This is a genomic window from Paenibacillus sp. J2R1T-4, assembly GCF_059692235.1.
Genome location: NZ_JCAUBA010000015.1, coordinates 34,498 through 57,828, shown reverse-complemented (window position 1 = coordinate 57,828; position 23,331 = coordinate 34,498). Strand labels below are relative to the sequence as shown.

The 23,331-nt window shown below is 48.4% G+C and carries 16 protein-coding genes and 1 pseudogene; 15 read left to right on the top strand and 2 right to left on the bottom strand.

Annotation, left to right across the window (positions count from 1 at the left end; translation table 11 throughout):
- Positions 1–29: 29 nt before the first annotated feature.
- From AC58QD_RS22570 to AC58QD_RS22510, 13 genes and pseudogenes are all read left to right on the top strand, one after another.
- Positions 30–2,291, top strand: a complete 2,262-nt coding sequence (locus AC58QD_RS22570; RefSeq protein ID WP_497337260.1) for a helix-turn-helix domain-containing protein — start codon at positions 30–32, stop codon at positions 2,289–2,291.
- 189 nt (positions 2,292–2,480) lie between these two features.
- A complete protein-coding gene (locus AC58QD_RS22565; protein ID WP_497337259.1) occupies positions 2,481–3,926 on the top strand; it encodes an ABC transporter substrate-binding protein in 1,446 nt (481 codons plus the stop codon).
- Between the two features lie 63 nt (positions 3,927–3,989).
- The gene (locus AC58QD_RS22560; RefSeq protein WP_497337258.1) at positions 3,990–4,877 is read left to right on the top strand and encodes a carbohydrate ABC transporter permease; all 888 of its coding nucleotides are present in this window, start codon (positions 3,990–3,992) and stop codon (positions 4,875–4,877) included.
- Between the two features lie 18 nt (positions 4,878–4,895).
- Positions 4,896–5,726: a carbohydrate ABC transporter permease gene (locus tag AC58QD_RS22555; RefSeq protein WP_497337257.1), complete on the top strand. Its 831-nt coding sequence runs from the start codon at positions 4,896–4,898 to the stop codon at positions 5,724–5,726.
- A 21-nt stretch (positions 5,727–5,747) separates the two neighbouring features.
- Positions 5,748–6,785, top strand: a complete 1,038-nt coding sequence (locus AC58QD_RS22550; RefSeq protein WP_497337256.1) for a Gfo/Idh/MocA family protein — start codon at positions 5,748–5,750, stop codon at positions 6,783–6,785.
- 20 nt (positions 6,786–6,805) lie between these two features.
- Positions 6,806–7,582 (top strand): SDR family oxidoreductase, encoded by a 777-nt coding sequence (locus AC58QD_RS22545; protein ID WP_497337255.1) that lies wholly within the window; start codon positions 6,806–6,808, stop codon positions 7,580–7,582.
- 277 nt (positions 7,583–7,859) lie between these two features.
- Positions 7,860–8,972: an RNA-guided endonuclease InsQ/TnpB family protein gene (locus AC58QD_RS22540; RefSeq protein ID WP_497337357.1), complete on the top strand. Its 1,113-nt coding sequence runs from the start codon at positions 7,860–7,862 to the stop codon at positions 8,970–8,972.
- Between the two features lie 245 nt (positions 8,973–9,217).
- On the top strand, positions 9,218–9,463 hold the full coding sequence (locus tag AC58QD_RS22535; protein WP_497337254.1) for a hypothetical protein: 246 nt from the start codon (positions 9,218–9,220) through the stop codon (positions 9,461–9,463).
- A gap of 80 nt (positions 9,464–9,543) precedes the next feature.
- Entirely contained in the window at positions 9,544–10,710 is a 1,167-nt protein-coding gene (locus tag AC58QD_RS22530; RefSeq protein ID WP_497337253.1) for an iron-containing alcohol dehydrogenase, read from the top strand.
- Positions 10,711–10,756: 46 nt separating this feature from the next.
- Positions 10,757–11,711, top strand: a pseudogene (locus tag AC58QD_RS22525) (aldehyde dehydrogenase family protein).
- A gap of 102 nt (positions 11,712–11,813) precedes the next feature.
- Positions 11,814–12,056: an NAD(P)-dependent oxidoreductase gene (locus tag AC58QD_RS22520; RefSeq protein WP_497337252.1), complete on the top strand. Its 243-nt coding sequence runs from the start codon at positions 11,814–11,816 to the stop codon at positions 12,054–12,056.
- Between the two features lie 621 nt (positions 12,057–12,677).
- Positions 12,678–14,003, top strand: a complete 1,326-nt coding sequence (locus AC58QD_RS22515) for a Gfo/Idh/MocA family protein (protein WP_497337251.1) — start codon at positions 12,678–12,680, stop codon at positions 14,001–14,003.
- A 13-nt stretch (positions 14,004–14,016) separates the two neighbouring features.
- The gene (locus AC58QD_RS22510) at positions 14,017–16,257 is read left to right on the top strand and encodes a putative phage tail protein (protein WP_497337250.1); all 2,241 of its coding nucleotides are present in this window, start codon (positions 14,017–14,019) and stop codon (positions 16,255–16,257) included.
- On the opposite strand, the gene AC58QD_RS22505 is transcribed toward AC58QD_RS22510, so the two are convergent.
- Positions 16,251–17,150 carry an AraC family transcriptional regulator gene (locus tag AC58QD_RS22505; RefSeq protein ID WP_497337249.1) on the bottom strand — a complete coding sequence of 300 codons (900 nt, stop codon included), beginning with the start codon at positions 17,148–17,150 and terminating at the stop codon, positions 16,251–16,253. The genes AC58QD_RS22510 and AC58QD_RS22505 overlap by 7 nt on opposite strands.
- A gap of 436 nt (positions 17,151–17,586) precedes the next feature.
- A complete protein-coding gene (locus tag AC58QD_RS22500; protein ID WP_497337248.1) occupies positions 17,587–18,921 on the bottom strand; it encodes an ABC transporter substrate-binding protein in 1,335 nt (444 codons plus the stop codon).
- Between the two features lie 488 nt (positions 18,922–19,409).
- Here AC58QD_RS22500 and AC58QD_RS22495 point away from each other — a divergent pair, with 488 nt between their 5' ends.
- Together AC58QD_RS22495 and AC58QD_RS22490 are read left to right on the top strand one after the other, a co-directional pair.
- Positions 19,410–20,195, top strand: a complete 786-nt coding sequence (locus AC58QD_RS22495; RefSeq protein ID WP_497337356.1) for an aldo/keto reductase — start codon at positions 19,410–19,412, stop codon at positions 20,193–20,195.
- Positions 20,196–20,228: 33 nt separating this feature from the next.
- On the top strand, positions 20,229–23,282 hold the full coding sequence (locus tag AC58QD_RS22490) for an efflux RND transporter permease subunit (RefSeq protein ID WP_497337247.1): 3,054 nt from the start codon (positions 20,229–20,231) through the stop codon (positions 23,280–23,282).
- Positions 23,283–23,331: the final 49 nt, after the last annotated feature.

Genomic DNA, 23,331 nt, shown 5'->3' with positions numbered 1-23,331 from the left:
GAAATTGATTACGGGGGGAGTTGTCAACAATGAATACGATCATTCGCCAGTTTAACGACTTGAAGCTGGTGAAGAAACTTTGGTTGTCGTTCGCCTTCGTATCGCTGGTTACGCTTGTCACGTTCGCGCTCCTGTCATCCACTTTTATCCGCAATATGATTATCCAGAGGGAAGGCAACGTCATACAGCAGCGAATCGAATCATACACCGGCAGTCTTGACAATTATTTGCAAAGTATCGAAAAATCGTCTCAAGTTCTGATTTACTCCCAGCGCATTCAGGAAAGATTCAAAGGAAATATGAATTTGTTGAACGGTGAAGAACGCATTAATGCCTATAACGACGTATATAGCCAAATGCGTCAAATGTGGGACAACGTCTACGGGCTTGAAGCGATATATTTAGTCGATCGATATCAGAACGTGTTTGATACCAATGTCAGACTTTCTATGAACCCGGGATACTTGACCAGTGAAGATTTCGTCAATCAGGGTTGGTATGAGCTGGCGCACAAATCAGGAGGCGCTCCTTATTGGTCTTTTATCAAATGGAAGGGGAAGGAAACCTCCATTGTTCTATTCAAAGCGATCTACGATAGGAACGACCTGTCATTGATCGGTTATTTGGTCGTGGCGATATCCCCGCAAATTTTTGATACCTTTCTGTCTTCGTCGAATTTGTCGGACGGAATGAGCAGCGTTGCCGACGCAAAAGGATTCGTTTACGCCACAGGCGGGAAAAGCGGCAGCATTATACAGGCAGTTGACGCCCGTGATTTTGCCAATACGAAAGGGTATCTGATTCAGCAATACGAAGGCGATTCCTACATGGTTGCCTATGCCAAATACCCTATGACCAATTGGGTGTTCGTCCATTCGATCAAGCTTAATGTACTGCTAAAAGATTTATCGCGGGTAAACACCCTATGGATTTTCTTCCTGTTCCTGTCCCTGCTCATTATGATCCTCGTCTCTACTTTTATTTCGCGTACGATTTCCATGCCAATACGCAAGATGGTTAAGCTGATCCGTGACGTGGAGCGGGGGAACCTGATGGCCAAATTCCAGGCGCAATACAAGGATGAATTCGGCACGCTCGGCCATGCCTATAATAATATGCTCGATACTATTCGGGAGGGTGTTCCATTAATTCGGGAGAAGTTTTTCCGATCCTTGCTTGAAAGGAGCATGTCTGACGAGCAACTGCAGGAATACGAGCGGAGGCTTGACTTTCGTTTTCAGAATGACGAGTTTCAAGTAGCACTGGTGTATATTCACGGCTTATCCAAAGAAGAAACTGCGACGGAGGCGGAATCTCTGATTTTCAATTATGAATCGCGATGTCCAGTTTTATCAACATCCGTATCGGCCGATCAATTCTGTCTCATCTTCAACTGTCCCCAGGAGTCGGTCTTGCCCTTTCTGGAAGAGCTGTTGCAGGAATTAAGAGGGAATCTTTCATTGAACGCCTATGCTTTTGTAGGGAATGCTTACGATCATGTTAATTTCGTCAAGACCTCGTATGAAGAAGCCAAAACATTGATGAAGTATGCGGTCCGGGATCGGATGGACGGAGATGCTGTCATATACCGTTCCAGCGATTCCTTGCAGACCCAGTACCCTGAATCGTTCGAGAACCGGCTAGTGTTCTATATGGATGAAAGCGACTATGAACAGTGTGTCTCCGTCGTCAATGAGCTGATGGAATATGCCAAGACCAATCATCTTGCGCCTTATATCATGACTACTTTCCTTGTAGCCATGTATCACTATCTTTACAAGCAAGTGATGAAATACGGAAGCATTCACGAGCGTGCCTCCCTTGATTTATTTCGGAATCTGGATTCACGGTTGTCGGTGGAGCCGCTTGAAAAAAGCTGCAGGGATTTCCTGCTTCTGTTGCATGCACACATTGGAACAGCCCCGGATAAACACAATATGCGGAGCCCGAACGTGATGAAGTCGGTTGATTTGATCCATAAGCAGTATCATCTGTCTGATCTAAGCGTCGAATATGTGGCAAGGTATTTGGGGTTAACCGCTAATTATTTCAGTCAATTGTTCAAAAAGGAAGTCGGCATCGGGTTTGTGGATTATGTGGGTGGAGTCAGGTTGGAGGAAGCGAAGAAAATGCTTATCGATTCGAACGTCAAGGTAAAAGAGGTTGCTGAGAGTGTAGGCTTCGTGGATCCCCATTATTTCGGCATATGGTTTAAAGAGAATACTGGACTTTCTCCCTCGCAATACAGGAAAACGATGTGGATAAACAAGCTGAAGCCTGATTCCGAATAGTCATTATTCTTGGATAACAGTCAAAAATGCCCTATTCCTGCGTATAAGCGTAGGAAATTGCCTATATCCAACCATATTTCACCTATTCCCATAATGGAAAGTCATGATACTTTTGGTTTGTGAAAGCGCTTGCGGATAAATAGAATAGCCGTTAGCGTCCATCTACTATTAAAAGGGAGGAATAAATGAATGACCCAACCGCACAAGAAACAAAGCTTTCGAACATGGGGGGCACTCCTGTTGGTGATGGCGATGATCATTTCGGTAATCGGCTGCAGCAGCGGCAATACCCCATCAGCAAGCACATCGCCGAATGCTTCACCATCTCCAAACGGTGCCTCGCCTTCTCCTTCGGGGAAGCCGGGCGAATTGAACAAAGATGAGAAAGCGGAGCTGACTTTGTGGGCGACGCCGAGCGGCACGATGCCCGGGCAACAGCCGGGGGATTGGATCAAGAGCGACTTGATCAAAGAATGGAACAAGCTATACCCGAACGTGAAGGTCAACGTGGAAATGGTTCCTTTCGAGGGGATCAACGAGAAAGTGACGACGGCCATCGCTTCCAAGACGACGCCGGATATCTTACTTGATTACCCCGGCCGAACGCTTGCTTACGGTCAGATGGGAGCCCTTGCTACACTGGATGACGCCATTCCTCCAGCCGATTTGGAGCAGATCAAGAAAAATCCCGATGTGATGAAGATGGTTGCGGTGAACGGCAATATTGTGACGATGCCTTTCTCAACCACCCTGGTAGCTTTAATCTTGAACAAATCGCTGTGGAAAGAAGCGAATGCGGAGAATTTGCTGCCGAAGGACGAGTTCCGGACATGGACGCCGGAAGAGTTCAAGGCCGCGCTTAAGGCGGTGGCGAACAAGGATAAAGGGGTGTATGGATTGACCGCGTTTGCCCTGAACGAACAGGGGGACCAGCTGTATTACAACACGATGACGGCATTCGGGGCTAAACTGTTCAATGCCGACTATACCAAATACACGGCGGCCGATTCTCCTGAAGCCGAGCAGGCACTCGCGTTCTTCCAGTCCTTGTTGGACGAAGGATTGATTACTCCGCATCCCGAAACTATTTCTTCCGTCAATGCTCTGGATTACTGGAAGCAGAAGAAAAACGGCATGGTAGTGGGAGCCGCCGCCCACGCAGAAATTGCCAAGAGCGGGGTAAAGGACGGCAGCGTTGTAGGACCGCACGAATACATGTTCGTCAACTATCCGTCCCCGAAGAAAGGCCAGTCTGCACTTAAGATGGAAACAGGCTTCGGTGTAGTGTTCAAGAAGAATGACCCGCTGAAAGAGAAATGGGCGAAGCGCTTCCTCTATTGGATGCAAGTCGAGAATCCAATGTATTCCACCGCCCTAAAAACGTTCAACCCATTCGGCAAGCCTCCTGCCTGGACCGAAGGAGATCCGGAGCTGCAATTCCTGGCCAAGTTAGCAACGAAGGCCAAAGAATGGCCGATCGTGGATCCAGGCTTCGGCATTAAAGGATATCCGGAAATGCGGGCAGCGATGTTCCCGGAAGTTCAAAAGATGTTTATAAAAGGCTCCACTCCGAAACAGACGATCGACAACATTTCTAAAAAATTCAACGATGTGATCAAGAAGTACAGCAAGTAGAGGAAAGCGGCGGGTCATGATTGTGCTCATGGCCCGTCCATTTAACTAGGGAGGAGAACAAGGATGAGAACCAAAGGGTTAGGACGCTTGCAGCTAAGTAGGGAAATTAACGGATGGCTTTTTGTGCTGCCCATGCTTGTTTTCTTCTTGATTTTCGTTGTTTATCCGATTGTGTTGTCGATTAAATCCAGTTTATACGGGTTTGACTATACCCAATATTATTGGGCGGGGTTAGATAATTACGCAACGATATTCCAAGATGAGTTGTTCCATAAAGCAGTTAAGAATACGCTTCTCTTTGTTATATGTCTGGTGCCTGCACTAACCGTTCTTTCGCTGATTCTATCCGTTCTGATTAATACCCACTCGAATAAAATGCAGTCGTTTCTTAAAGCGACCTTTTATATTCCGGGAGTAACTTCCCTCGTCAGTATTGCGATGGTGTGGGAATACATTTATAACAATCAATTTGGTCTGGCCAACTATGTACTGAAGACGCTCGGCTTATCTTCCGTTAACTTTCTCGGTGCGGACTGGGCGTATTTCGCCTTAACTTTAATCCTGCTCACCACTTCGATCGGCAGTTCAATTGTTATCTTTACGGCGGCCATGAATGGAATTCCGTCGGATTTATACGAATCGGCTTCCTTGGATGGGGCCAAGCCTTTGCGATCCTTTTTCTCTATTACACTGCCTATGCTCAAACCGACACTGCTTTATGTAATCGTGACTAGTACCATTGGGGCATTTCAAATTTTTGCCATCATTTTGTTGATGACGGGGGGCGGTCCAGCCTATAAGACGACTACGATCCTTATGCTTATATACCGGGAGGCGTTCGTCAATATGAACTTCGGCATCGCAAACGCTATGGGGATGGTGCTGTGCGTTATCATTTGCCTGATTGCATTCCTTCAGTTCAAACTGTTCAAATCCGATGTGGAGTACTAGAAAGGGGCGAAAAAATATATGATGTTGAAAAAAGTGCCTCTTTACATGGGAAATACAGTTTTGACTGCACTCGTGCTGTTTTTCCTTTGGCCGTTCTATTGGATGCTGACCGGATCGGTGAAGCAGTTAAAGGTTGCTCTGCAGATTCCGCCGGAATGGTTTCCGACAAGACCAACATTCGATAATTTTTACACACTATTCGCCAAGTTTCCGATATTTCGATGGCTCTACAACAGCTTGTTCATCTCCGTGACGGCTACGCTGCTTGTTGTAGCGACGAGTGCTCTGGCAGCTTACGCTTTCTCTAAAATCGCCTTTAAAGGTTCAAAATGGTTGTTTGCGGTTATGATCGCTTCCATGACCATTCCGCATACGGTCCTGCTGATTCCGTTGTTCCAATTGATGAACAAGCTGCATCTTGTCAATACGCATTGGGGTGTGCTGCTTCCTGTTGTGGGCTGGCCGTTCGGCGTGTTCCTGCTCAAGCAGTTCATGCAAACACTGCCCAGTGAACTGATTGAGGCGGCCAAGATCGACGGCTGCAACGAGTGGCAAACTTTTCTCAAGGTCATCCTGCCTCTGTCGAAGCCAGGCCTGGGCGTGCTCGCGATCTTCACGTTCGTCAGCTCGTGGAACGATTACGTATGGCAAATGATCGTATTGAAGGATATGAACAATTTCACTCTTCCGGTTGGTGTCAAGGTTGCCCAGAAAGTTTCCGAGCTCGAGATCAATTACGGCGTAGCGATGGCCGGTGCGGTATTGGCAACATTGCCGGTGTTAGTCCTGTTTCTATATTTTCAGAAGTATTTTACCAAAGGCATTACAATGGGGGCTTTGAAAGGATAAGCCGCGAGATAGGAGGCAGCTATGTATCAAGCAGCAGTTATTGGACTAGGCAATATAGGCTTACAGTTCGACATTCCGAGAAAAGCCACTCCACAAAGCCATACGCTGGCTTATCATCTGAACCCGGATATTGACCTGGTTGCTGCCGTCGGAGTACGTCAGGAGCAGGGAGACCGTCTTGCCCAGATGGCTCCGGAAGCGAGATTCTATATGGATCTTACGGCTATGCTGAACAGTCATCGGTTGGATGTCATCAGCATCTGTACACCTCAACATATCCGGCTTGAATTGCTTCGAACGGTGTTCGAGCACTCGGATGCGAGGATTGTGTTCCTGGAGAAACCAGTGGCTACAAGCATTCAGGAGGCAGAGGCAATAGCTGCTCTCGCCAAGCTGTACGACCGTACTGTCGTCGTCAATCTATCCAGAAGGTGGAGCGAAGGAGCAGCGCGAATACGGGAGGCGGTGCAGTCTGGTCGGTTCGGCAAGCTGAAAAAGATCCATATGCGTTATACGAGAGGAATCTATAACACCGGTTCTCACATGTTCGACCTAGTGCGTTACACAACGGGATCGATCGATCAAGTGAGAGTGCTGCAGCAAATTCCGACGAATCTGGACGAACGTGAGGATTGGACATACTCGTTCACGTTTACGCTTGAAGGCGGGGCTGTTACGGGGTATGCGGAAGCTTTTGACGATAGGGACTTCCTAATCTTCGAGATCGATTGGTATTTGGAACAAGGCAAGATCGAAATGCTCAAGAGCGGAGATGAGATCCGATATTACGAGGTAGAGGAACACCCTGTTCAAAAAGGCTTGAACCACTTGGTTCTGAGTGAATCAGAGACAGGAATGCTCAGCCGGTCCAGCAATATCAGCAACGCTGTCGCTCATCTGGTCGATATTCTTAAAAACGGTACGACCCCTATTAGTACTCTTGAGGATGGCATTTACCCTCTTTACGCAGCCGATGCATTGATCCGATCTAAGGGGCGGAACGGATCCATCGAGAACATACAAGTTAGAGGGTCTGATAAACGGGAGAAATCACTATGACGACTGAAGGAGCTTGAGAAATGGAGCACTTATTTTCTTTGGAAGGCAAAGTCGTCATCATCACCGGAGGGAGCGGCTTTCTAGGCACTACCTTGACAGAAGCGATGGTCGCCTACGGTGCAACCGTGGTTGTAGCGGATCGAACAGAGTTTCACGGGCATGTGACTGCCCCGGACAGAGTATTGTTCTTGACCTGCGACGTTTCCGACACGGAATCGATTCAAGAGACGTTCCGAACAGTCAAGGAGCGATACGGCCGTGTTGATGTGTTAATTAACGGCGCAACTTACGGAGCCGGTTACGGCAAACAGGGGACGGTCGCTGCGATGTCGGACGAAGACTGGTTCAAGGGCGTTGACGGGGCTGTAGGCACCGCTTTTCGCTGCACCCGTGAGGTCATTCCGTATATGGAAGAGAACGGAGGCGGCAGCATCATCAACATCGCCTCGATGTACGGGATGGTTTCGCCAGATCCGCGCATCTATGGGGACAGCGGTGCCAACAATCCGGTTAATTATGGAGCCGGCAAGGCGGCAGTTATCCAATTGACCAAATACTGCGCGGGACACCTGAGCGGCAAAAACATCAGAGTAAACAGCATCAGCCCAGGCCCGTTTCCGAAAACGGAAATTCAGCAAGATTCCGAGTTCCTGCGGAATTTGAGAGACAAAACGATGCTTGGACGAACTGGACGGCCGGAAGAGTTAGTGGGGCCGGTGCTGTTGTTGGCCTCTCAAGCTTCCAGTTTCATGACTGGGGCTAATATTGTTGTGGATGGCGGTTGGACCGCCTGGTAGTGGGTAGTCGGGGCTCTACATACTTCATTTGTTATTCATGACTTGCGTAAAGGACACTCTTGACTTCAGTCGTGAGAGGAATTTACGTGCATTTCTGCTTGCATGTTCATATCACGATCCTTTACTGCCTCCCTCCGAATTATTTTCTACAAAAACGATTTTCATCGACTTCTAATACGAACTGATGTTTGGTATGATGGGATCATAAGAACATTTGCACGCTTTATTTCCACTATCCTTATTCCAGCGAATCGTGGTGAACCAGTGGATGGAGAAGGTGACGGTTACATGTACCGCCAAAGTGAAACTTAATCCAACTGCCGAGCAGACGAAGCGAATGCTCCAGACCTTATGGGCGTATCGGCAGGCATGCAACTCGATCTCTCAGCTTGTGGTTAAGACGAAGATGCTTTCTTTGGTATCCCTGCACAAGCAGGTTTATCATGAATTGCGTGCTGTTTTTAACCTGCGCTCTCAGATGGCTCAGTCCGTCTTGAAGACCGTTACGGCAAGATACAAAACCTTAATCAGTAACAAGCACCCTTGGAAACGTATTGTCTTCAAGAAGCCGGAGTACGATCTTGTCTGGCACCGTGATTATTCGCTGAGCAAGCAGATGCTCTCCATCAACACCTTAGAGGGTCGTATCAAGGTGCCCTTTGAAATGAAAGGAATGGAAGCTTACTTTGATGGGTCTTGGACCTTCGGCACGGCGAAACTGATCACCAAACGCGGGAATTGGTTCCTGCATATTCCGATGACGAAAGAAATTGAAAAAACTCCGCTGCAGTCGATCAATCAAATTGTCGGGATTGATCTGGGCATAAATTTTGTCGTAACAAGCTATGATACAGCAGGTAAGACTACGTTCTATCCCGGTAGAAGAGTCAAGGACAAGCGTTCAAGGTATAAGTATTTGCGCAATCAATTGCAACAAGCGCGTACCCCTTCTGCTCGCAGAAAGCTCAAACGGATCGGAGAACGAGAAAACCGCTGGATGACGGATGTGAATCACCGCATCGCGAAGGCACTCGTAAGCCAGTATGATCCAACGACGCTATTTGTTGTAGAAGATTTAACAGGTGTACGTGCAGTCACAGAACGTGTTCGAGTCAGGGATCGCTATGAGACGGTATCATGGTCTTTCTATCAATTGCGAAAGATGATCGAGTACAAAGCCGCTCTCCGAGGAGCAAGAGTGATAGCGGTTGATCCTAGGTACACGTCCCAGGCCTGCCCCAAATGTGAGCATACGGCGAAAGCGAATCGGAATAGGAAGAAACACAGCTTCTGTTGCAGGGAATGTGGCTACCGATCGAATGATGATCGGATTGCAGCCATGAATCTTCAGCTCAAGGGAACGAAGTACCTCGCTGAAGGGATTGTGTAGGTACACCTATACAGTTGGGCAGTTGTCAGCCTGCCTCATGTAACGCCACCCTTAGGAAGGGGCCTCAGCGCCGTATGCACTTCCGGGCAGTTACAAGCTCGTGACTTCAGTCATGAGTTGTTGATATCAAGCAAATCTTCTTAACCTCCTTACCCGTTAGTCTAATCGATGGGTTAAGTCTCCATGGGTTACGCAATGACGTGTTTGTAGACATCAGTCCGGTTGTGGGAGAAAAAGTACGGGCTATGGATGAGTTTAAAAGTCAGGGCTACAGCGGCTTGTTCGCTCGGAAATTGATCGAGTCCTATAACGGGGAGTATGGCCGGGCAGCGGGAGTCAATTTCGCAGAAGGATTTTATCGGGTATATAATGAGACGCATGACTATTTACCATTGACGGAAGCAGCGCAGCGTAATGACGTTCTGATGCGGCATTTGACGTATTCTACCATGAACATACGAGCTATGTTCCCGCTTCCTGGAGAGGGTTAATTATTTAAGGCGAAGGTACAGTCTGGTAATCGGCGACTGCAAGATAAGCTGATATAGGTCGTATGGAGGCGAAATGCATAATGAAAGATGCTAGGCTGTTGTTTTTATCTCAGAGTTACGTAGGCCGCGGAGCGGCGGGGCGACTTCCGGAAGAAGTCCGGAAACGGTCGGCGGCGCGTATTTTGCTTGTCGCTGATCCCATGCTGGTACGGTTGGGTCTGGCCGACCGCATCGTAGAACGGGTTCGCGCCGGGGGCTGTCAGGTCGATATATTCTCGGAAGTGGTCCCGGAGCCAACCTTGGAGCTTGGGGAACGTCTGGTAGAAGCGACTCGCAAGGGGGGCTACGACCTGATTGTCGGGATGGGAGGCGGGAGTTCACTCGATCTGGCCAAGCTTGCGGCTGTCCTGAGCGTGCATGAAGGTAAAGTTAGCGACTATATGAATCTGACGGGGTTGCGAAAAATCGAGAAGCCCGGATTGCCCAAAATTATGATTCCAACTACGTCTGGCACAGGGTCTGAAGTAACGAATATTGCCGTTTTGGCACTGGAGCAGACGAAGGATGTGATCGTGCACGATTACATGCTGCCGGATCTAGCGCTTGTCGACCCGGAACTGACGCTTACAGTGCCTCCTCGTGTCACAGCCGCCACGGGGATGGATGCTTTGACGCACGCTATCGAGGCCTATCTGTCCGTCTTCGCATCTCCGGTTACGGACGCGCTTGCACTGCATGCGGTGCGCCTGGGGGGAGCCTGGCTGAAGCGCGCAGTGTCAGATGGCGCCAATCTCGAAGCTCGGGAAGCAATGTGTCAGAGCAGCTTTATGGCGGGGCTGGCTTTTTTCAATGCCGGAGTCGGAGGAGTACACGCGCTTGCCTATCCACTCGGCGGCCAATTCCACCTCCCGCACGGAGAAGCCAATGCCGTGCTGTTGCCTTATGTGATGAACCGCATCCGGCCTGCGTGCCAGGACCGGATGTCGGATTTGTTGTTGGCGATACGCGGAGACGGAGCCGACAATGCGGAAGAAGCCTCGCAGCGGTTTGTCAGCCTGCTGCACGAGTTGAACAGAGCGATCGGCATTCCAGCGACGCTTCAAGCTTATGGGATTGAGGCGAGCCATCTCAGCTCCTTGACTGCCGACGCACTGGAGCAGAAGCGCTTGCTTGCCCGTAGCCCTATGCCTTTGACCGAAACGGACATATTCGCTATATATGAAGCAGCACTGCTCGGAAGAGTATAAGGCCTGCGGACAATCAGATTGGTGTGTAAAGGAGAAACGGATCGTTATGAACAAGAAGCATTTATGGATTGATGGACGCGATGTGGAAGCCGATGAATATATCGTCTTGCGCAATCCATACAGCGGGGAGGAATTGGCGGAAGTGGCGTCCGCCAAGCCGGAGGATGCGGACCTGGCCATCGAAGCGGCTGAGCGGGCAGCCGCAGAGATGGCGCGAATGCCTGCTCATCGGAGGGCAACCATCCTTTACAATCTAGCACGTCTGTTGGAAAGCAGATCAGATGAAGCCGTCCGCCTATTGGCGCAAGAAGCCTCCAAGCCGATTAAGGCTGCAGAGGCCGAGATCGCGAGAACGGTTCAAACTTATTTAATCTCGGCGGAAGAAGCGCGAAGAATCGGAGGAGAACGAATCGCATTGGACGCTGCGCCCGGTTTATGTGCATGAAGACCTGTACGAAGCCTTCACAGAGCGATTCGTCCTTGGAGCGCAAGCGCTGAAGATCGGGGACCCGTTGGATTCGCAGACCGATATTGCCGCAATGATCTCGGAGCAGGAAGCACGTCGGGCAATCGAATGGATCGAGGAAGCGCAATCCGAGGGAGCCGTATTAGCGTGCGGAGGATTTCGGGAGGGTGGCGTCGTCTATCCAACTGTTTTGTTGGATGCAGGCCCGCGATTAAAGGTATCTTGCCAGGAAGCCTTTGCTCCATTGGTCGTAGTGAGCCCCTTTCGCACTATCGATCAAGCGTTCGACCTAGTGAACGATTCCCGTTACGGCTTGCAAGCCGGCATTTATACGAACGACTACGAGACTGCGATGGCTGCGGCGGAGCGGCTTCATGTCGGAGGGGTCGTGATCAATGATATTCCAACCTTTCGCGTCGATCATATGCCTTACGGCGGCGTAAAAGAGAGCGGGATGGGCCGTGAAGGCGTCAAATATGCCATTCAGGAAATGCTGGAGATGAAGCTCGTCATTATGAACCGATTCGGTGTGTAGCCGGACTGCATACAAAGGGCATTAGTTTGTGCTGCCGGGAGTCGGAGATCCGTAAGGCACTCTTCCGGACAATGTCTTCGTAGAGGACAGGAGCGTGAATTTTTGGGCGGACTCGTTTTTCTGATTCTCGCCGTCCCGCTAACCAAGCAGACTAGAGGGATGATCGGCGAGAAGGAGCTCAGATGGCTTCCGCCCCGCGCCTATTTGCTTAATCCTGCGCGCGGCCCGCTGGTCGAAGAGGCAGCGCTTCTGCGTGCCCTCCGAGAAGGATGGATAGCCGGCGCAGCCCTGGATACTCATTACGTCTATCCGATGCCGCCCGAACATCCGCTCTGGAGTTTTTAGAACGTTATAATGACCCCTCACATCCCAGGATCCAGCAGCAATCCGTACTTCTTAGAGCGGGTGCGGGGGTTGTTCATAAGTAATATAGACATGGACAAACCCCTTAAAGTGTTTCTTCTACCTGCTTCAATCAATATCTTTCCCCACCCAGATCGTTACTCTGCAAAATCGCTGATGAAGGTCTCGAAACACGAAGCCGCACTCAGAAAGCTTGCCTCCATCCACCCTATCTTCAATATACCACCAAGCGCTCAACACCTCATGGCAGTATCCCCAAGTGGTACCGCTGCTTTCGCGATTGCATAGGACCCGCTAAAAGCTCATGCGATGCTCCGCACTGACTTCAATGTCATTCCCGTTGTACGCGTTCCAAAATCATGATTCCCGGCTCAACATGCAATCGTCCAAGTGAAATAGCCGGAAGTTTTAATCCGGATTTGCCGCATCGGTTGTACTTCATGGCGTCGTATCTCGTTGATTAGGAAAATAAGCCACTGGTTCAGGCCGCTGATCCGGCAGAAAATGCAAAATCATCGGTCAGTATGCTAAATATCAAGCGGTGGGCGGTCTCTATAATAGTCCATAAAGGACTCTGATTCAAATGAAACGATGGAGGTCGCCATGAATAAGACACTTTCACACCAAGCCGAAACGCAAACTTATGAAAGACCGGTCAAAGCTGTAATTATCGGAGCCGGCCATAGAAGCATGCTGTATGCCTCTTACGCCCGAATGCATCCGGAGCAATTCGGAATCGTGGGCGTTGTCGATCCCGATCTGATCCGAAGGCAAGCAGCCGCTCAGGCACATGGAATTTCCGAAGACTATTGCTTCGCAACTATCGAGGAACTGGTAAGCAAAGGACGGATTGCCGACGTAGCAATTAACGGAACAATGGATGCTCTGCACGTAGAGACATCCTTACAACTGATCCCGGCAGGGTACGATATCCTTTTGGAGAAGCCTATCGGAACGTCAGAGGATGAAGTTCTTCAACTGCAGGAGGTGGCGCGAAAGTATGGCCGCAAAGTTATGATCTGTCATGTGCTGAGGTACGCGCCATTTTATGCGGAGATTCGCAAACGCATTGCCCGTGGTGATATTGGTGAGATCATCAATATGCAGACGGCGGAACACGTCAGTTATCATCATATGTCCGTAGTGTACGTCCGGGGCAAATGGAACAGCAAAGAGAAAAGTAAATCCTCCATGCTGATGGCCAAATCGTGCCACGATTTGGATTTGCTGACGTGGATGAAAGCTGGAATAGTACCGAAAAGAGTGAGCAGCTTCGGAAGTCTCATGTATTTCCGGCCGGAGCAGGCGCCGCCCGGAGCCGGCACTCGATGTCTCGTCGATTGCTCGATTGAAGAGATATGTCCCTATTCTGCCCGAAAGCATTACTTAGAGCAAAATCTTTGGTACACATATGTTTGGCAAAGTATCGAGCATTTAGGCCCGTCACCTTCCATGGAACAAAGATTGGAGTCGTTAAGGACGGACAATCAGCATGGTCGCTGTGTATGGCACTGTGACAACACCGTTGTCGATCATCAGTCGGTCATAGTCGAATTCGCCGATGGATCAACGGCGACGCACAATATGATTGGCAACACGGCAAAACCTTGCCGTTCGATCCATATTATTGGTACCAAGGGGGAAATTCAAGGTGTCATGGAAGATGGTTGTTTCGTTATCCGCAACTTCGATCCGCGACCCGGACATGAATATTCGGAAGAGCGTGTAGAGCTGAACGTTTCCGCAGATATGCATGGGGGAGGTGATCTGCGGCTGGTTGAAGATTTCGTACAGCTAGTGAGGGGAGGGACACCGTCGATTTCGACGACCAATCTTGACGATTCTATCTACGGTCATTTAATTGGCTTTGCCGCCGACCGTTCTATGGCGGAACACGGTTGGGTGGAAATAATCCGATTAGATCAATAGGAGGTGTCTGTTGATGATCAATGACAAGATTAGCCGGAGGCAGTTGCTGGCCTCCCTTGGAGTAGCTGGCGTGACAATGGCGACGGTAGGGCTGGAATTCGGCAGCGATGCAAGTGCCAAAGATTCTGTCACCGACAACGTATACGATAATAAGAACCACGTAAGAAAATATGTAATTGAATCCATGTGTGGATTGAAATATGTGCCGGATCTGATTGGTTATGAAGGTGAATGTGCGGGGCAGCAGGTGCCCCTGATCGGCTACCACTCCGAAACCAGCATAGGTGGAGGGGTGTTCTATTGGGACGCCGACCAGCCGAAATCCACTCATAACGGTGGTACTGTAATTAGTCCGACCGTACCGTGGGACGGTACAAGCTTGGGATTGATCCCGTTTCTGCAAGGCAGCGGAGAAACAGCACCGTCCGGTTTCGGATGTTGGCTGCGTCTCAGAGAGCGAAGGAACGAATTTTGTCCCGGAGACTTTGGCGCTTTAGGCATCGGCAATGAACAGGACGTTGTTCAGGCGGTTGTTCAGGCAGCGCGTCAATGGGCGGATGGAGAGCCCTGGCTTCGTCCCATCCTCGTCTTTGACAAAATGTATACCGTGAAAAGCATTGTCGTGTATGACAGGTTTATCCTTGTAGGACCGGGAGGTTTGATTCGGGCTAACGGTGTGATCAGTGACGCATCGATTACGAATAGCAATGTCATTTTTGGAAATGGAATCAAGGATATCGATATATGTGGACTCCTGGTGGATGGTAACGATCAGAATCAAGGGATCATGAACGATTCGCGATACCGGAAAACAAACAGTGCCGGAGCATTAGGTTATCAAAACATTTACATCATCGGAAAATTCACGAATACCGATCATGAGATGGGGACGATCCGAATCCAGAACTGTAGAATCATCAATTCACCAGGAAACGGGATTGTTGTAAACAACCACAGCCAGGCTGTAATTATGGGCAATCACATTGAAAGATGCGGTAAAAACGGGATGTATCTGGCACAAACACACGGTTTCAATACAAGTGTTACCGGCAACTATATCCGGGAATGCGGGTTTATTTATGGAGGCGGAATTGGGGTTGCTCATTCCCATGTCAACGTGAACGGAAATGTCATTGTGAGCTGCTACGAATACGGGATCCTAATAAGTTCTACCGGAGTGGGGGCCAGATGGAATACGGACATTACGGTAACATCCAATAATGTTCGGGGCGTTAAAAAGGTAGTTTTGGACACAAGCGGAAACTTCAATTCCTATATAAACAGTCCTCTCGGTGTTGGAATCGGATACACACAGGTTTTTGTAACAAGAGCTAGTGCCCGGCTGAACATTGCCGTAACCGGAAATACCGTCCAAGGGGCTGAAAACAGCGGCATCGCTTTCTTGGGGGCGGCATATAACGCCAATTTCTTACCGCAAGGAATTGCCGTAGTTGGAAATTCCGTTATGCTGTGCGGCGGTTCGGGAATAAATATTCGATATATACGCGGAGTGGTTTGCCAGGGCAACATGAGTATGGCAAATTTCTTCTCGGATATCTATTTGGACGATGTGTCGGGTGCTGTTGTAAGTAATTCAATCGTATGCGATTATAAGGCCGCAGATCGAGTTGTGTATAAAAATATTAAGTATGAGGCCGCTCTACGTCATTTTTCAACGGAGGCAAATCGACCGGATTTGGGGGGCAGTTATTGGACAATTGTTCAAACGAGCGAGACTCTTCCGGAATGGCACGAAGATGAAGTGTATTCTCCAGCAATCCGCCCACTAACATATGCCATTTACACCATCCACCGGCCGGGCGGCATCACTACAAACGGAATGAGGAGCGATCTCCTTATAGAAACTAACTCTATTGAGGGAGCGACTAGTGCGAATCAAATTTCCAACGCCAACCTGGCACGGAGATTTGTCGGTCGACAAACGCCTATCGAACTTCCCGTTCTCGTCGGGGATCGAATCCATTACAATACTCCTACATCAGGAGGGCGGGAAGGCCGCATTTGTATCATCAAAGGAACAGATACTGCGACCGGAGCTTGGGTGGGCAGTCAATCCGTAGTTCAAGGTATCCGCAGACAAAATGCAGTCAAGCTGTATGAGGCGACGACAAGCGGGACGACGGGTGCCACCGCCCCCGTACACACGAGCGGCGAGGTATCAGATGGAGGGGTGATATGGAAATTCATAGATACGGTCGCAGTCTTTAAGGAATTCGGTACGATCGATCAATAGCGTTTGTGATGAACGACCTTCGCCTTAACGGAGCGGGCATACTCGGAAGGAGTCATGCCCGTTGTTTTTTTAAAGCTTCGTGAAAAATAGTGAATGCTGCTGTAATTGAGCCGTTCTGATATTTCGGAAAAATTGTACATTTCCTCGCGAATCATGGTCTTGGACATTTTGATCTTCAGATCATTGTAGTATTCCTTCAAACCTAACCCTGTTTCTGCACTAAAAATCGCATTCAATTGCGATTTGCCGAGAGCGAACTCCTGGCAAATATCGGCCAAGGAAAGATCGCAATAAATGTTCTTTTCCATGTATTCGATAATGCTCTGCGTAATAGCATTTGTATTTTTTTTTAGTACCAGTGACGGTTTAAGTAGAGACTTTTTGTTAATTTCTTTGCGGATGAGGCCCAGAAGCAGCGCTTCCATATAAATTTTTATAAATTGGTCGCACCCGAACGAGGAATGCGCTCGTTTGTGCAACTCTAACGTGTCGTGAGAGTCGATAGGCGGATCGAAGGCTTGAAGCCCTTCATTCAGTAGTTGAACGAGCAGCTCCTTGTCTCTTTCGTCCATGCGAAACACTTTATTTTCAAAAAATGTCATGCATGACGCATTGCACTCGAAAGAAATGATCATCAAATTTGGAGCTGTTTCTTTATGTGCCCATCCTTCGTGAGTTTCGTTCGGCTTGTAAAATACTGTATCTCCTTGCCTTAATCTATATTGACTTGCACTTGTGACGACTTCGACCTCGCCTTTATCCACATAGACCATTTCCCAGAAATTATGGACTTCTTTAACCGCATAGAAAGACTTTTGCAACTCGTAATAGTGGAAAGAAAATAGTTTTGTCACAGACAGTTCTTCAAGTAAGGCATAACTTTTGAAATGCATGTTCCATCCCCTCCCGGTATAATCTAAATACTAAATTTATAATAACCTCATGAATATGAACGGACAATAACTCATTGCAGCTATGAGAAATAAAAATAGGAAGACAAGGAATCCCGTCTTCCTATTATTGCTTGATACCACTTATTGAACGGATTCCCTTACATCGAGTTTTTCTTCCAATCCTCATCCAAACCGAGGCCCCGTAAATCCGCAATCGTGTTAATCTTTTCTGCTGCGTACATGCGCCAAATAACCCGCAACCCCTGTAAACTGGAATGGGCATACAGCTTATTTCCTAGGATATCGGCTTCTAGCATCCCGTTCGTACAACATCTAACATTTCCCTATAATCCGTGCATTCAAACCCGACTTCCCATTTAGCTACCGCGGCAATAACGCCCAACCTAATTTTTCCAATTTTATTTTTCCTCCATGATCATCTATTTTTTATTGCTTCCTCGACCTTTTTATTCGCTTCCTCTTCTGCTTCCCGCAGTGCACTATTGACGTCCAGCCCTTTAATAACCTTGTCTATGCCTGCATTCAGAGCGGGCCAGGCCAGTGATTCATAAGATGTCGTATAAGGCAACTGACCGAAAGGATGCTTGAAAACAGCACTTAAGTTTTTTCCATGCAGCACATCCAGTTTGCTGCCGAACTGCTTCTGGATGGCATCGTCTTTCAATACACTGATCCTTCCATTCTGTGACAAGAGCATCTGGACTTCCTGTGAAGTAGTCAAGTAAGAAACGGCAGCAGCCGCCTGTTCTTTGTGTTGACTTACCGAAGAAACTACGAGATAGAGCGGTTTGGCAGGACCAGAGATTTTGGGTTGGGCTTTAGAATAAGGCATTGCCGCCAGATCCCAGTTAATACCTGCTGCATCTTTCGAGAATTGCCCATAAGCAGCACCTAGCGACTGCGGATAAATGGCTAATCGCCTCTCTTTAAAAAAGGCATCGGGCGAAACGGCAACTACGCCGGCATCTGACATTTGCTTAACCATGGATAGCGCATATTTCCATCCATCCGTTTGAATTTCGGCTTTTCCTGTTTTGGAATTAATCAGCGGAAGCCCGAATTGCATCCCGACGGTATACAAATTAGCCCATCGATACCCTATATATTGAACGTTGTCTTCTTTTCGAGTCAGCTTTTTGACGAGGATGACTAGATCTTCGTACGACATATCGTCCGTCGGATATGGAATGGCGAATTTATCAAAAATGTCTTTGTTGTAAAACATCATGTACTTGTCTAAATAGAACGGAAGCCCATACAATTCCCCTTTGGAACCTATAGCTTTGACTCCGTCGAGTGCCGTCTTGTCTATTCCGCTCAGGTTCACGTTTTCCCGCTTCAACAACTCGTTCAGATCCAACGGGTATTGAAATTGCATCAGACCGGATAAATTAGGATAATCCGTGATTACGAGATCCGGAATGTCCTTTGCCTGACCGCTTGCAATCAATGACGGTAAAGAAGTAGCGTTAGCGGTTGGGATATACTCTATTGAAATATAAGGATATTTTTTCTTGACGGGCTCGGTAATAAATTTATCGATGTCTTCCTTCTGAACCAACGTATTGTAGTACATGATTTTCAAAGTAACAGGTTCCGTGCTCATAGCTGCAGGACTTGTCGTATTGGTACTCTCCGACACAGTTCCAGCTTCAGGTTTGCCCCCGCCCCGCGTACATCCGGCAGCGATACAAACAACCAGCATCATCATGACCCATGTATGGATTGCTTTTTGACGTATTCTAATCATTTCAGTACTCCCCTCTGGATTAAATTCTATTCCATCAATTCCTGCTGCGAGCTCTTTTTATAAGAAAGGATCAACCATACCAGTACCTCCTTTTTTTGTGTTCACTAATATCGGAGACTAATTAAATGAAACCAACATTCATCTAATCAAAGTTCCTCTATGGCTTATTATAGGGACCGTCCACAGCTTGATATTTAGCACACTGACCGATGATTTTGCATTTTCAGCCGATGATAATAGCGTTCATAAAACGGTGACATGATTATTTGTCGGAATTATCTAAAATTAATTTTTCATGCACAGGGGATAAGACTTACAGAGCTCTCTTGCTGTCAAGTAGGATATCTGGCTTGAAAGTGCAGTAAACGTAAATGGTAGTTTTTCGTGATATAATGGTCATGGATACAAAAAACAGTTTACATATAACGAAGTGGAGGGATATACAATTGAGCAATCCTGCAACAACACAATTGAAGAACGGAGTTCAAATGCCGTGGTTAGGACTGGGAGTATGGAAGGTTACGGACGAAGAGCAGCTGATTAAAGCGGTCCATTCCGCTGTGGAAACAGGTTATCGCAGTATAGATACCGCTGCTATATATGGCAATGAGGCAGCAGTCGGGGAAGCGATTCGCACATGCGGTTTAAGCCGGGACGAGCTGTTTGTAACTTCCAAGGTGTGGAACAGCAATCAAGGCTATGAGACAACGCTGCAAGCTTTTGATGAGAGCATGGACAAGCTTGGCTTGGACGTATTGGATCTGTATCTGATCCATTGGCCGGTTAAAGGCAAGTACAAAGACACCTGGAGGGCACTCGAGAAGCTATATGCGGAAGGTCGTGTACGGTCCATTGGAGTGAGCAATTTCCATGAACATCATCTCACGGATTTGCTGCAGGATGCTAAGGTTGTGCCTATGGTGGATCAGGTCGAGCTGCATCCGCGTCTTTCCCAACAACCGCTCCGTCAGTTCTGCAAAGCTAACGGCATACAGATTGAAGCTTGGAGTCCGCTAATGCAAGGCGGGGAGCTGCTGAACCATCCGGTATTAACGGAGATTGGCGAGAAGCATGGAAAATCAGCGGCACAATCGGTGCTCCGTTGGCAGATCCAACATGGAATCGTGACGATCCCCAAATCGATTACCCCTAGTCGAATCCGGGAAAATTTCCAAGTGTTCGATTTTGAATTGTCGGAAGACGAGATGGCCGCAATAGATGCTATGAATGAGAACCGCCGCGTCGGGGCAGATCCGGATAATTTCGATTTTTAGGGTAGGGAATAACTCCTGTTGGGAGGGTTATGAATGTTTTTGACTAAGTTTAGCTTACGGAACCCGATCGCGATTGTTATTCTGGTGCTTCTGCTGGCTGGGGGAGGGGTATATTCGGCCAGTCAGTTCAAACAGGAATCGATGCCGGATATAGCCATTCCCTACCTGTTCGTTACCGCGATCTATCCAGGGGCCACGCCGCAAGAGGTTCAGAACGAAGTGTCCATTCCTATGGAGCAGGCCTTGAAGCAGGTAGAGGGAATAGAATCACTGGAATCGACCTCGGCAAGCAATGTATCCACGGTGACGATGCAATTCTCTTATAGCGCCAATCTGGAAGAGAAGATGGATGCGATAGAAAAAGTAATGGCGGGGATGAAGCTGCCGTCGAGTGTAGAGAAGCCTGTTCTGAACAAAATCTCGCTTGCCGGGGGCCCGATGATGTATACGTCGGTTACCGCTCAGTTCGGGACTACAGCAGGTGAGCTGCAGCAGCTCGTACAAACTAAAATTTTGCCTTCCTTGCAAGGTGTAGATGGAATCGGCAAGGTTCAAACGGCTGGTCTTGCCTCTGAGAATTTGTACATACGTTTGAAAGCAGATCGAATGGCCGAGTACGGTGTGTCTTTTCAGCAAGTCAGTCAAGTGCTGCAAGCGATGAATGTGACGCTTCCAGTAGGTACGGCTACCTTCAACAAAATTAACGAGAACGTCGTGATCACTGGACGGGTGCAGTCACTGGAAGAATTGAAAGCCCTTGTCATATCTCCCTTTCCGGAAGTGAAGCTTCAGGATGTTGCTGATGTAGTCAAAGGCACGACGGTTCCAGAGACGATTACCCGTGTTCAAGGAGAACCTAGTGTTGCGATCAATATTGTGAAAAACAATGACGCCAATTCAGTAGAAGTGTCCGCGCAAGTCATGGAGAAGCTGGAGGAAGCGGTTCGGGGCAATGAGAAGGTTCGCTTGGATGTTGTATATGATTCGGCGAATGATATTAAACGGTCTGTGAACGGAATGGCGCGTGAAGGGATGTACGGGGCTCTATTCGCTTCCCTTCTCATCCTGTTCTTTCTGCGGAATATAAGAGCGACCTTAATTGCCATTGTTTCTATTCCTCTCTCGCTTGCGGCTGCCATGTCGCTTCTGCACTATTTCACGGACATTACTTTGAATGTTATGACATTGGGAGCAATGGCAGTTGCAGTGGGGCGGGTGGTGGACGACAGTATTGTTGTCATTGAGAATATTGTGCGGCGCACACAGACTGAGAAACCAACGAAGGAATTGATATTAGAAGCAACACGCGAGGTTTCGGCTGCTATCACTTCCTCTACATTGACGACGATTGCAGTATTTGCTCCTCTTGGTCTAGTTAGCGGGATTGTTGGTAAAATATTCGCGCCTTTCGCATTGACCGTCGTTTTTGCCCTGTTATCTTCTCTGGTCGTTGCGGTCACAGTAGTTCCTTTGCTGGCATATCTCTTGATGCGCAACTCCAAAATCAAACATCACGACAAAGAGACGAACCTCAGCAAACGTTATAAAAATGTGCTGAGATGGTCGCTGAATCACAAAAAGACGGTAATAAGCTTATCTATCCTTTTGTTGGCAGGTTCTTTTTTAATGATACCGTTGGCTGGTGTAACGTTCATTCCGGAGCAGAAGGAGAAATATATTCTGATGACCTTGACGATGCCTAAGGGCACCGATGTGGTCACTGTGGATGAGAAGGTAAAGGAAATAGACCGCAATATGCGGGAGATGGGCTCGGTCATTCTGTCTCAGGTTACCTCAGGAAGTCCCAAGGGAGAGTTCGACCCGCAGACGTTCACAGCGGGCGCTTCCAACAGAGCTTCCTGGATCGTCAGTCTGGATCCGGATGAGGATGTCACGGCGTATATGAAAACTCGCAAAGTGGCACTTGACCCTAGAATGGAAGGCGTCACACTGAATATTCAGCAATTAACGGTGGGACCAGGCGGTCAAGGTATTTATATTATCGTGACAGGCAACTCAATGGAAGATATTCGTAAAGCCACCGTTTCGATTACTGATGCTGTCAAACAGATCGAAGGAACCGACGGCGTGCATAATACACTGCTTGATGATCTGAAGAGTGTGGAGATTAAGCTCCGTGTCGGAGATGCGTTAAGACAAGGGTTGACCACGGTTCAAGCTTGGAGTCTGCTGCAGCCATTGCTGAACGAGAGCAAAGTAGGTAAGCTCGGCGACGGCACGGAGGCGAGCGATATTTATATGAGCGTGGAAGGGATATCACGGCAATCGGTGGACGATATCGGCAAGCTTCCTCTGCGCACCCCATTAGGCACGACCGTACTGGTGAAGGATATTGCCGATGTGAAGGAAGTGCAGCAGCAAAGCACCCTGCAATTGCGAAATGGTGCCGAGTATGCTACCGTCCTTGGGAATATAACTGCGAAGAATACAGGGAAAGTAAATACGGATCTTCAGAACAAATTGAAGGAACTGGAGCTGCCGGCGGGTACAGGCTATTTGCTGGATGGGGCTAACAAACAAATTCAGGATATGATTAGTGATATGGTAATGGCTATGGCGGTCGCGATCGGGATGGTATATATCGTTATGGTTGTTGCCTTCGGAGAAGGCAAAGCACCGTTCGCGATTTTGTTCTCCCTGCCGTTCGCCGTTACTGGCGCGCTGGCAGGGACGCTCCTGGCGGGCGAGCCCATCTCGATCGCCAGCATGATCGGGATGCTGATGCTGATCGGGATTGTGGTTACCAACGCGATCGTATTGGTAGACCGCGTTCAACAGCAGGTCAAGCAAGGCGGCATGATCCGGGAATCGCTTCTTGAAGCAGGGGGGACGCGTCTTCGCCCGATCTTAATGACGGCGATCGCCACGATCTGCGCACTGCTGCCGCTTGTATTCGAATTAGGCGATGGCGGTGCACTTATCTCGAAGGGATTAGCCGTAATCGTTATTGGCGGATTGGTGACATCGACCTTCCTTACGTTATTAATCGTGCCGATTATGTACGAGGTGCTGCACTATCGCCAGGTCGGCCGTGAGAGACGGCATAAACCGACTTTGGACGTTTAACTCTGGGACTTTGATAGAGAGCAAGTAATAAAACCTTGATAAGGGTCTA

Bases quoted from the DNA above. Each gene is read 5' to 3' on its own strand.
- AC58QD_RS22570 (WP_497337260.1), top strand. From the start codon at position 30: ATGAATACGATCATTCGCCAGTTTAACGACTTGAAGCTGGTGAAGAAA.
- AC58QD_RS22565 (WP_497337259.1), top strand. From the start codon at position 2,481: ATGACCCAACCGCACAAGAAACAAAGCTTTCGAACATGGGGGGCACTC.
- AC58QD_RS22560 (WP_497337258.1), top strand. From the start codon at position 3,990: ATGAGAACCAAAGGGTTAGGACGCTTGCAGCTAAGTAGGGAAATTAAC.
- AC58QD_RS22555 (WP_497337257.1), top strand. From the start codon at position 4,896: ATGATGTTGAAAAAAGTGCCTCTTTACATGGGAAATACAGTTTTGACT.
- AC58QD_RS22550 (WP_497337256.1), top strand. From the start codon at position 5,748: ATGTATCAAGCAGCAGTTATTGGACTAGGCAATATAGGCTTACAGTTC.
- AC58QD_RS22545 (WP_497337255.1), top strand. From the start codon at position 6,806: ATGGAGCACTTATTTTCTTTGGAAGGCAAAGTCGTCATCATCACCGGA.
- AC58QD_RS22535 (WP_497337254.1), top strand. From the start codon at position 9,218: ATGGATGAGTTTAAAAGTCAGGGCTACAGCGGCTTGTTCGCTCGGAAA.
- AC58QD_RS22530 (WP_497337253.1), top strand. From the start codon at position 9,544: ATGAAAGATGCTAGGCTGTTGTTTTTATCTCAGAGTTACGTAGGCCGC.
- AC58QD_RS22515 (WP_497337251.1), top strand. From the start codon at position 12,678: ATGAATAAGACACTTTCACACCAAGCCGAAACGCAAACTTATGAAAGA.
- AC58QD_RS22510 (WP_497337250.1), top strand. From the start codon at position 14,017: ATGATCAATGACAAGATTAGCCGGAGGCAGTTGCTGGCCTCCCTTGGA.
- AC58QD_RS22505 (WP_497337249.1), bottom strand. From the start codon at position 17,150: ATGCATTTCAAAAGTTATGCCTTACTTGAAGAACTGTCTGTGACAAAA.
- AC58QD_RS22500 (WP_497337248.1), bottom strand. From the start codon at position 18,921: ATGATTAGAATACGTCAAAAAGCAATCCATACATGGGTCATGATGATG.
- AC58QD_RS22495 (WP_497337356.1), top strand. From the start codon at position 19,410: ATGCCGTGGTTAGGACTGGGAGTATGGAAGGTTACGGACGAAGAGCAG.
- AC58QD_RS22490 (WP_497337247.1), top strand. From the start codon at position 20,229: ATGTTTTTGACTAAGTTTAGCTTACGGAACCCGATCGCGATTGTTATT.